The following is a 10,193-nucleotide window of genomic DNA, read 5'->3' as shown; positions in this document are numbered from 1 at the left end:
GAAACCACTTCCACCGCCGCACTCTCCGGCGGTAACAACCGTGCTACTGCCCGGTCCTTGAATTCCTGTCCGTAACGAGCCACTTCTCTCTCTTATCGCCCCCAGGGTTCAAATTCTATCGGGGCGACATCTATTCTGCCGCGGGGGGAGTACGTGAAAGCGATGGGCCAAAAGGGCGAACAAGCCACGAAGATCAAAGCGCTGTAACCGTCCTCCGGCCGCGTAAGCGGTAAAGAGAATCCCCACTCGGCGTTGCCGCTCGCGGGGATTTTCTTTTTGGTGCTGCGTGTCTTCGCAGCAACGCTTCCTCTTTCGCTGCCCCTGCCAAGCGCCGCCCTTACCAGGGGAGGCCGATATGCTCAGCCCGCTTGAAATCGCCGCACTATCGTTATTTGGTTTGTGCGCAGCGGATCGACGATCGCGAGCCCGAGCAATTGGATACCTTATTGGTACACAATCCGGTCACGATTGGGCATGGACATACAGCAGAAAATGCCTACCCCCGCCTGACAAATCCTGACAAGTCGGGGCATTCCATGCTCGAAGCCGTGCGCCGGGTCCGCTCGAGGGGAAACTCGCGTGTGTCCCCTGAGTGCGGGGAGCTCGTTAAATCGAAGAACGGAGGGCTTAAGGGCAAGCGTGGTGGGCCGGGTGGGATTCGAACCCACGGTGGAATATCTCCGGCGGATTATGAGGCCGCTGCCTGCAACTAACACGGCGTCCGGCCCAATAGCGAAGCGCCAGATATTACCCTGAATGTAGCCTTTTCGCAAAATGCATGCACCGCTTCTTGAATTAGCCTTGCGAGCCAGTTGACCGTCATCTATCTATGTGTAGATCCTGCGGACCTCGTGGATACGCTTGGCATCGTTGATGCATCCGCCCAATGGTCAGATACAGGCGGTACAAGTCGGCACTCGGGGCCGGGTGCATGGCATCAATGACGTTCTTGACGCGCAGTTGCCCGCCAGTGGCAGCGGTTCGTGTGCTTGGCTGATCGGGTGGGCGGCAGCCGCTGTAGCGTGTGTCCTCGAGCCAGACATAGAGGCGTCAGATACCACACCTCCCCCTTGCGATCCCGACAGCAGCCAGTTGGAGTAGTAGGATTCGGAAAACTTCGCACGCGGGCACCAAAGCTTTGCGGGACGCCAGGGTTTCGCCTCTGGAGGCTAGGCTTCGATCCATCGCCGCCGGCAACATGCACGTCTCTGACGTCGATCAGGAAAGTCTGTAGCGTTTCGACGCGCCAGACAAATATGCGACAGTTCTGGCGCCCCGTCTCGTCGCGAAGAAACGCTTCCGCATGCGCGGCAATGACAAGCTTCGGGGAGCGCTCCCAGATATCAAGGTCCCGCTGGCCGCGACGCTGGTCAAACACCAGCGATAGCCCTGACTGCGTCTGCAGCGCTTCTAGGGCGCGCCACACGAACATACGTTCGCCATGGAGGGCAATCGCGAAAAACGCCGGCCACGTCCCGGCATTCAACGGGAAGCTGATATCGCGCCGCCTCTGCGCAAACGGCTTTGCCTCGATGCGGTCCACCAGTGCATCCAGCAATGCCTTGAGGACCGCAGGCCGGTGCTCCGGAATGCTGTCGCTGCTCATGTCCCCGTGTCCAGTTGCTTGCGTGCTTCTTGCAACTCGAACTGCCGTGCTGCCTCCCGCCGCACCGCCTGTCGCCGTTCAGTCCAGAGGGCATGCAGCCGGTCTGCCTTCAACAGGGAGCTGTCTACCTCGGTAATCTTATCGAGTTCCCCCGCCAGTCCCTCCACCTTCATCAGGGAAAAACGGTGCTCAAAACTGAATAACTCAAGCAGGGGGCCGGATGCGCGGGACGGCATGGCGACCACCAGTTGCAGGCCCAAGTTCTCATTGAGATAGCGCATGACCGCAGCGGTACGACCCTCGTCCATCTTGTCAAAGGCCTCGTCGATCATCATGAGCTTCAGGCTCGGTGTCTTTTCGAACTGGCGAAATGCCTGGGCCAGCACCGCGGCCCGTACGAGATAGGCCGGCGTCATCAGCTCGCCTCCGGAGAACGTCGCCATTCTCGCCAAGGACGCCTCGCGTCCATCTTCCGAATACTTGCGGATGTCATACTGCCGATAGTTGCGGTAGTCCGCGATGTCCTTCAGCCGCCGCAACGCGTGGTCGCGGTTGGTGTCGAGCAATAGCAGCTTGATGTCGTCCAGTGCCACGACGCTGTCGGCGGATAGCACGCCTTCGGCCGCCGAGAACAGATCCACCGGCGTTTGTGTCTCGGCCAGCCGATTTAGTTCCTGGAACAGATCGAAGTACTTTTTGTACTCCCTGACCATTTGTCCGTATTCAATCTCAAAACGGTCTTCGCCGAATGCCAGGCGCTTGAGCTTCTCATTGAGCCGCTTGAGCGGATCGATGCCCTGCTCCACCGCGGTGCGTACGGCCAGCGCAAAATGCGTACTGAAGGTGTTGTTGAAACTCTTCTCGGCGTCCCGCAGCTCGCTAGTGTTGTTGAGAATGCGCACTTGGTCGAGCCGTTCTAACATGGCCGCGATTTGACGCCGCGCAGCAGGTACGCCGCCATAGGCTTGCCACTCGTACTCCCCTTGGGTCGACGGGCACGGCTGAAAGTCGACCCGCTCATCGAACGAGGATGACAAGAGATTATGGGCCTCGAGCTTCCGCTCGAATGCCTCCCGCTCCTGACGGTAGATTCCGGCTTGCTGCCGCCGCAGTCCATCAAAAGACGCGGCGGTCTGATCCTTGGCCGCCTCCCGAACGCGCTGGTCCAGCCGCACTGGGTCGAAATGCGGATTGAGCCGGATCAGTTCAGCCACGCGGGCGTTTACCTGGCGCACAGCGTCTTGGCACCCCACAAGCTTGGCCTCGGCGTCGGTGATGTTCGCTTCGAAGCCACGCGCCCGGCCCTCCGCTTCGCCTGCTAAGCGTGCGGCGGTATTCGACTGGCGGTGGTGGCCCTCCAAAAGCTGCTCCGCACGCGCTACGCGCCGCTCCAGCAAGATGAGATCGGCATCATCTAGACTGGCGAGCTGCGCCGCGAGACTACTCAGTCCCCGCAGCGTCTCGCCTAGTTTGTCCAGCATTGGCGCGACAGGCACAAGCTGCAGGGCGAGCAGACGCGCGCCCCACGCGGCCAACTCAGCGGCGCTTGCTCGATGTGCGTCCCTTTCCTGCGATTTTTCGTCGATCTGCCGGGTAAGCCTAACCACGCGCTTGCGCCGCGCCTCTGCACCAAAGGCAAGTTCGCCGTCGTCCACCCATGAAGAAAACATCTTGAAGCCGCCGCTGGCCATGCCGTCCACGGTCAGTGCCTGTGGCGCGCCGCGCAGCGCCTGCGCATCCGCGACCTTGATGTAACGCCCATAGCTCGCAACCAGATAGGCACGCGCGGTCTCATCGGCGATCACCAGTTCCTGCAGCACAGCATCTGGCGACAGGGTCTGATTTTCCGACCGCCGCTTAGCCAGTTCACCCTGCACCACGGAAGCCTCTCGCCCCTGCCGAGTCGGCGGCATCTCGTGCCGCAGCGCCCGAATGGCGCTCGCCTCGTACTGCGAGTCCACCAGAATTACAAAGCGATTGCCGCCCAATAGCCCTTCGATGGCGTTCTGCCAACGTGAGCCGTCTCGCGGCTGGACAAGGTTGCAAAGCACCCTGGGACGGGCGGCCGGCATCTGAGCTTCGAGATATCGGACTGCGGACTCCACATGCGCGGGCAAGTCAAAGTGGCCATCTCTCCAGCCCTTGCCGGCGTCTTTTCATATCATCGATTTCCCTTTGCAGGTCGGCAGCGCGATCCGACTCCCGCGCCTGCTCCTGCACCACTGCCCCATACAGACCTTCGGCGCTGTGCAGCTGTTGCGAAATGGGAGCCAGGGCAGTATCCAGCCTGGCGAACCGGTCGCGCCGCAGGCTTGCCGGGTCAATCTGCGCGCCTGTCAGCATCGCCGCCAGCTCACGCGCGGCGGCCCGGCCGTCGGCGGCATCGATCGCCGCGGCATCGACGATCAGATGCTCCACATGGGGGGTGTAGGCGCAGGCCGGCGCTGCTGGCAGTTTAGCCAAGGCAGCCAGTTCGTCCAGCACGCCTCGCAAGCCCGTCAGGGCGGCCAGGACGTCCAGCGCGATTCGGGATCGACTTTCGGTGGCCGCGGCCATCTCGCGGCTGATCCGCTCTCGCTCCTGCGCCACCGGATTCCCGTTGAGCCGACCCTTGGCAGTGCCGTGCAATTCCGTGGCGCGCTTTAGCGCCTGTGCATGCCGGTCGGCAAGCGCCTGCTGCTTTTCGACATCGGCCAAGGCGAGGCGCCGGCAGGCCTCCAGTCTTTGGATCTCCTCTTCGACATCCTGCTGTCGGCGCAGCACCTCGCCCAGTTCGGCCTCCATGGCCTCTTCGAACGCGGCAAGGAATGCATCCGCGTGCGCCTTCAACACGCCGAGCCGCTCCCGGCACGCCAGTAATTCGGTGGCGATCATGCGCAGACGTTGCACGTTCTGCATGAGCGAAGCAATATGCCCGATCTGATCGGAAAAATCGGGCTCGGCCAGCACCTGCTCCCGGATCAACTCGTCCACCGACCCGACAGTCTTGCGGGCAATGGACTGGACGAAAGCCCGCGCGGCCCGACCAGCGTCTTGCCGCCACCGCGAAACTCGGCATAGAGCTTGCACAGATAATCTTCGATGCTGTTCTCGAACGGCAGGACACGCGGATAGCGCTGGCGCAGCCGATGGTAGATATCCTCGACCTTTACCACGGTTATGGAATTGCCCTTGCGCGACTCGATGAAATCCGCCTCCATTACGCGGCTGCCTGGCAGCACAAAATAGAGCTTGCGCGCCACGTCGACGCTGCGACCTTGCTCGCGCGACCCGGACACGGCAGCTTCCACGGCCACCACGGCGGTGAATGGTTCGGCAGATTCCCCGTCATCTGGCGCGAAGACCGCGACGACATAGGTGTGCGACCCATACGGCCGGACGCAGAGGTTGTCGCGCATGCCCACCGCGTAGGACGCCAGCGTCCGCCTCACCTTGCCGCCCGCGCGAGAGGCGCCGCTCTCGTCCTGCGCGGAGTTGAAAACGTTGATGTGCTGCTTGCCGCCGGTCATGACCAGTTGGATCGCGTCCTGAAACGAGGACTTCCCAACGCCGGTCGAGCCCGACAGCAAGGTGGTGTGACCAAAGGGGTATTCCCGGGACACCACGAAACCCCAGTTGACCAGGATGAGCTTCTCAAGCTTCATCGTCAGGCTCCGGCGACGTGACCGCCGACACGGGCGTCGAAGTCTCGGCTAGCAGGGCATCGATGGCGGAATCCGCAACGAACTGCAGGATCGTCCCACGAATCGCGACCAGAGCGTCAGCATCTTCCACCTCGGAATCCGCCCGGTAATCGATTAGGCGGGCACGCTTGAGGTCAGCGAAGAGTTTCTCCCGCGCAGTCTTGGCCGGCAATGAGCGGCGCGCCTGCGCAGTCAGCGTGGCATTCAGGTATTCCACGGTGATGAGCGCTTCGTTGCGCTCGTTGATCGAGCCTTGGCGCAGGCATTCGTTGTACAGCAAGCGCAGCACCAGGCAGCATGCCACGAAATCTGCAGAGAGCTTCGCTCGCACAGCCTCCACGGCGATGGCATCGTCCTCGGCGGGCAGTCCCGGCACGCGCGCCCCGGGCGGGTAAAGCCGAAAATAATTCTGATGCCGCTCGTGCAGCAGCCGGAACCCGCCCACATCGAAGTACGCATTGAGCAGACCCTCGATACGCACGGCGTCGTCGTAGAGCTGACGCTCGATGGCGCTGTCCTCCCGGTGCAGGATGGACAGTCCGAACAGGCGCCCAAGAATCTGCCGGAACGCCTCCGGCCTGACGCCCCCCGCCTTCAGTTCCGCTTCCACCAGTTGCCCAATCGTTATTTCATCCATGGCCGATGTGACGCCTCCTGATTGCATAGTCGGTGCCAGCCATGATGGCATTGTCCAGCGGCTCGGCGTCTAGCCGCTCCACCTCCAGTCCCTCATGGTCCCGTGCCGCCTCGACTGCGCGCAACAGCGATAACGCTTGGATGGCATCGTTAACCGGCAACTCGGACAGGCGCAACGCGCCCGTGCCACGCATGGAACCGAGCAAGTAATCCACGACTTCGTGATGCGACAAGGAGAAGGCCCGCTCCTGCGCTTGCCGTACGAATTGACGCAAACGCTCTTCTCGTGTGATCTCCGGGACAATGCTCACGGCCTGTGCTCGGTTACGCTCGACGGCCTTTCTCGGCTGCACCGCCGCGGGATCATACAGCGCCACGCTTACCGGTGCGAGCGCCGCCCCCTGCCGCTCCAGCCACGGGCCCTGATCCCGCGCCGGCATCTCCCCCAGGCGGCGGATCAGGGTGGACAATGCCGCCCCGCTGCCCGATGCCCCCATGTATAGACTCTGCGATAACAAGACCACATGGCGGCGGACGTAGCTTTCCATGGCCCGGAACAATTCCGGCTGCTTCGTCCGGCAGGCCGCCGTCACCATCTCGTCGATCCGATCGAGCATCCATCTCAAGATAGCCCCTTCAGGCGCAGCCTGGGCGGCCCATGCCGCGTGATTGGCCAGGTCATCGTCAATGGCCTCCATCTCAGCCGCGCTTAACTCGTTTAGACGTTCGATCAGTGCCCCGATGTCCAGCCGATGGCGTTCGGCATTGTCATAGACGAGCCGGGGCGAGAACTCATCACGGAAACGTCGCTCTACGAATTCGATGAACCCATCCCAATTGCCCTGCACATGCGCATCGAGCAATATCTTGCGCGCCAAGTCGTAGAAGAGTTCGATGTCCTCGGAGAGGTCGGCAATGACCCGATCGGCATACTCGTAAGCATCGAGCAGGTCCTCCACGTCGCGGCGCTCGATGAAGGCGCTCAGTGCATTCTTGCAGGAGCGCATGTTCCGCTGACGCGTCCGTTCGCGTGAGCGGTCAGCCAGCGTCAGCGCCTGAGCGAAGATCTTGCCGGCGCGGGTAAAGCGGTAGGCGGTAACCAGTCGGACGCGATCCTCGGCGGTTTCGAGCCAGCCATCCGCGACGAGGAGGCGCACGATGGCGCTTGCCAGCTTCTGATCGTCGGCAAGGTCACCGACGGTGAATCCATCTTCGCCATCTTCTCCCGCAGGGTCCGCCGGCGGGGTGGCGGACTGCATGGTCTGAACAAACAGGTCACGCAAGTCCTCGCGTCCGAGGATGGAACGGTAGTCGGCATGGGAACCATAAAGCCGCGCATAGAATGCGCGGATGCAGGCAGCAATCAACCGGCGCCTCTTCAGCGTCAGCGGACGAAAGAACTGCGGATAACCCGAATCCATCATGGCGGCTGATGTCCCCTCTCGATACTCCGGCCTTGCACCTGCGTACCATATCCGTAGTAACCAAACACGTACGATACCACTCCTCGCTGCATTGCCCTGCTGCGGCCTCGTTCAGCCCGCCAGCGCGAATTGCGTGTAGGAGCCGGCACCCATGGGCCCGCTCTATCCCAGGCGTCAGGTCCATCAGGAGATTGTTGGTCATCCACGCCACTGATCGCCAGGTACTTGCCAGGCTCGACAGGTTCTACGCGCCGCCAGCCACAACGCTCGGCACATTCCGCGCGGCTTCGCAATATCTCGCAGCGAGCCCGCGGCCTTCTTGCACGAAGCGATTCCCTTGCTGATTAACCAGACGCCAAAAGTGCGGAAGATGCCAGCATTCTTCAGACTCTCCTCGATTCGCAGAAACGGGTACGCAGACTACGCACGCCCTCAGATGGATGTCTTTGGGCAGCTTCAAGGGAGAGGAAGGTCGTGGGACAAATATGGGGGCGTGCCGAATAGGCGGACCTCCCGTGAGTCGAACACGGCTCCAACGGATTAGCCAGGAGTCTGCCGGAAGGCAAAGCAGCAGCACTACTGCTGCTTGCCGATACGCCGGCGATTTACGATCTCGACCACGAGCAATTGGATGCCTTGCTCGAACAACAGTTTTTGTCACGATGGAACATGGGCATAGCGGCAGCAATGCCCATCCGCGGCTGACAAGCCATGGGCACTCCATGCTTTACGCGGTACGCCGCATTCGATTGGCTTCCATCTGAAGAACAAACGGAACGCTGGCCAGAACGGCCGATTCCGTCTTGAGAAAGGGGCCTGCGTTGCAGCTGGTCCGCCAAATGCGTGCGCCTGGAAGAACTAAACGCGGATGACGTAGAAATAGATGGCGAACGAGGTCAGGAAGAGTCCGACGAGCTGAAACCAGCTTGAATCGGCTTTCAGGGCAAGGCACAGACCCAGCGAGCCCATGCCCGCCACGGCGATTCCCCAGTTGCACATCATGACGCCCCTCGTGCTGATCCATTTGCTTTCGTACAAAGGCGTTGGATCAACCGAACGCCCCACGCTCGCCCCGCTTCTACCTTCACGCCACGGCCACGCGGTCCCGATCGCGCTCGCCGCGTAGCGCCGGATGCCGCAGCCGAGATGCTCGCGCAGCGTTGTTCCCGCATAGTTGTGCCGTAACCTCGCAGTCAGGCGCACTTCGAGCCGATTACCTTGTTGTCTGCACGGCTGCTGCTGTGACGGAACTTGGCCGCCTCGGCGGCCTGCGCCAGTTCCACATAGTGCCGGAAATCGATGCCGGCGTCGGCCTTGGCCCCGGGGATGCCACCAAACGGCAATATGGTGGGTGCCTGCCGGGATAGAGGAATGCGGCCCTGGCTCATCCGATCGTTGCGTCGTGCCATGTGTACCTCGCCTCGCAGTCCCTTCGGAAAAGCTGACATGGTAAGGATCGACGCCTGTCTTGCGAACGCAGGGATTCGTCTTTCCATAGACGGGACGCCTGCATATCGATGGACAAACGTTGGCAGCATGCGAAATTCCTCGTTCACGCCGGATCACTGCCGGCACACCTTCTGGCGGCATCGCATATCCATATCTAAATGCATTCTTTGTTTGTCACAGCGCCTCCCGATAGCATCGTTTCCTCCCCATTGTTCGGATCTTGAGACATGCCCGCCCCACTCTACCGCCTCGCCGCTACCACGGCTTTCACCGCCCTGACCTTGAACGTCGCCTGAGCGGATGCCACGCTCGATCGCATCAAGCAACGCGGCAAGGTCACCATCGGCGTGATGGCCGGCGGCGGACCCTTTGGCTCCATTGATCCGGCCACGCATCAGCTCGTCGGGTGGAATCCTGAACTGGCACGCGACCTCGCGAAGCGGCTTGGCGTGGAACCAGAGCGGGTGCCAGTGCAACCTTCCAACCGCGTGCAGTTCCTGCAGCAAGGCAAGGTCGACCTGCTGATCGCCTCGATGGAATACAACCCCGAGCACCGGTTACGAGCTGGAAGCGGCTCTTTGCACCGTTCGGCTCCTGCAGGTTGTCCGGCAACGGACCGTCGAGCGGATAGCCACTCAGGTCGATGCCGCCGAGATGCTGCGACAGCAGCGCGAGCCCGACTGACGGCAGGATCAGGTCCTGCAGCGCCTCTAACTTCTCCTCCGCTTCTGCCGCGCTTCGGCCTACCACAGGAAAAACGCCCGGCAGGATCTTGAGTTGGTCCGGTGTGCGCCCGAACCGCGCCAGCCGCCCTTTGAGTCCGCGGTAGAACGCCTGCGCCCCTTCCAGCGACTGCTGCGCGGTAAAGATAACCTCGGCCGTGCGCGCGGCCAGTTCCTGTCCGGCCTCGGATGATCCAGCCTGCACGATCACCGGATGCCCTTGGGGCGAGCGTGAGATGTTGAGCGGGCCGCGCACCCGAAAATGCCTGCCGTGATGGTCGAGCCGATGCAGTTTCGACGCGTCGAAATGCACGCCGCTCGCCTTGTCGTAAAGGAAGGCGTCGTCCTCCCAGCTATCCCACAGCCCGGTCACGACGTCGACGAATTCCTCTGCACGCGCGTAGCGGTCGGCATGCTCGGGATGCAGGTCCAGGCTGAAATTGCGGGCCTCGGCATCTGACCATGACGTCACAACGTTCCACCCCGCCCGGCCGCCGCTCAGGTGGTCGAGCGATGCGAACTTTCGGGCTACGTGGTATGGCTCGTTATAGGTGGTCGACGCCGTCGCCACAAGCCCGATACGCTGCGTGACGGCGGCTAGTACAACATCCCGTAAATAGGTTGAATAATTAATCGCCTCGGATATCATGGCGGGATGAGCCGAGGCCGCCAA

8 protein-coding genes, 1 tRNA gene and 2 pseudogenes are annotated in these 10,193 nt (G+C 61.8%); 1 reads left to right on the top strand and 10 read right to left on the bottom strand.

The genetic code is table 11. The features are described from left to right. Nucleotides 1-640 precede the first annotated feature (640 nt). From J8I82_RS36410 to J8I82_RS36380, 9 genes are all read right to left on the bottom strand, one after another. Nucleotides 641-728 (bottom strand) — tRNA-Ile (locus tag J8I82_RS36410). A 209-nt stretch (nt 729-937) separates the two neighbouring features. Then, the gene (locus J8I82_RS38840) at nt 938-1,606 is read right to left on the bottom strand and encodes a hypothetical protein (RefSeq protein ID WP_245180589.1); all 669 of its coding nucleotides are present in this window, start codon (nt 1,604-1,606) and stop codon (nt 938-940) included. After that, a complete protein-coding gene (locus J8I82_RS38835) occupies nt 1,603-3,678 on the bottom strand; it encodes an SbcC/MukB-like Walker B domain-containing protein (protein ID WP_245180586.1) in 2,076 nt (691 codons plus the stop codon). Before J8I82_RS38835 ends, J8I82_RS38840 begins: the two co-directional genes overlap by 4 nt. Before the next feature lie 46 nt (nt 3,679-3,724). Next, nucleotides 3,725-4,579, bottom strand: coding sequence for a hypothetical protein (locus J8I82_RS38830; protein ID WP_245180584.1), 855 nt, complete (start codon nt 4,577-4,579; stop codon nt 3,725-3,727). Beyond that, nucleotides 4,567-5,250, bottom strand: a complete 684-nt coding sequence (locus J8I82_RS38825) for an ATP-binding protein (protein WP_245180581.1) — start codon at nt 5,248-5,250, stop codon at nt 4,567-4,569. Before J8I82_RS38825 ends, J8I82_RS38830 begins: the two co-directional genes overlap by 13 nt. Next, on the bottom strand, nt 5,240-5,899 hold the full coding sequence (locus J8I82_RS36395; protein WP_284183258.1) for a DUF4194 domain-containing protein: 660 nt from the start codon (nt 5,897-5,899) through the stop codon (nt 5,240-5,242). Before J8I82_RS36395 ends, J8I82_RS38825 begins: the two co-directional genes overlap by 11 nt. A 19-nt stretch (nt 5,900-5,918) precedes the next feature. Next, a complete protein-coding gene (locus tag J8I82_RS36390) occupies nt 5,919-7,349 on the bottom strand; it encodes a Wadjet anti-phage system protein JetA family protein (protein ID WP_209765263.1) in 1,431 nt (476 codons plus the stop codon). Nucleotides 7,350-8,207: 858 nt separating this feature from the next. Beyond that, a complete protein-coding gene (locus J8I82_RS36385; RefSeq protein WP_209765261.1) occupies nt 8,208-8,552 on the bottom strand; it encodes a hypothetical protein in 345 nt (114 codons plus the stop codon). Continuing rightward, a complete protein-coding gene (locus J8I82_RS36380; RefSeq protein WP_209765274.1) occupies nt 8,543-8,758 on the bottom strand; it encodes a hypothetical protein in 216 nt (71 codons plus the stop codon). Before J8I82_RS36380 ends, J8I82_RS36385 begins: the two co-directional genes overlap by 10 nt. A 390-nt stretch (nt 8,759-9,148) precedes the next feature. Here J8I82_RS36380 and J8I82_RS38820 point away from each other — a divergent pair. Further along, nucleotides 9,149-9,295: pseudogene (locus J8I82_RS38820) on the top strand (transporter substrate-binding domain-containing protein); the annotation flags it as partial. Nucleotides 9,296-9,356: 61 nt separating this feature from the next. On the opposite strand, the pseudogene J8I82_RS36375 reads toward J8I82_RS38820, so the two are convergent. After that, a pseudogene (locus J8I82_RS36375) lies at nt 9,357-10,193 on the bottom strand (NtaA/DmoA family FMN-dependent monooxygenase); the annotation flags it as partial.

Source organism: Cupriavidus consociatus, from assembly GCF_017814975.1.
Classification (GTDB): Bacteria; Pseudomonadota; Gammaproteobacteria; order Burkholderiales; family Burkholderiaceae; genus Cupriavidus; species Cupriavidus consociatus.
This window is presented reverse-complemented; position numbering and strand designations above follow the sequence as displayed.